Raw genomic sequence first — 299 nt, 5'->3', positions numbered from 1 at the left:
TACAGCATCATCAATCACTAACTCAACTGCGTCATTCTTGATCGCGATACCAGCACCTGCTGTTTCAATTTCATCACCAGTTACAGCAGTATCACTTACACGGATTGCTGCGATGTCTGCAATGTAGTCAGCTTCAGTGTACTCTTCGGTACCACCTTCACCGTCATCAACCTGTGTACCAATTAGTGATGCATCAGCACTTGAAGACTTAACATTAACTTGCACGTTGTCAAATACGTAGCCTGTACCTTCACGAAGACGAATAGCGCGACCGATTGTATCTAGTGTTGCATTTTCAA

At 43.8% G+C, this 299-nt stretch carries 1 protein-coding gene; it reads right to left on the bottom strand.

What is annotated here, in order from left to right; genetic code table 11:
• Positions 1-299: hypothetical protein (locus A3761_RS26750; protein ID WP_197472768.1), on the bottom strand; the 299-nt coding region annotated here is incomplete at both ends.

This window comes from Oleiphilus sp. HI0123, assembly GCF_001635315.1.
Note: the sequence above shows the minus strand (reverse complement) of the source record. Positions and strands in the feature narration are given on the sequence as shown.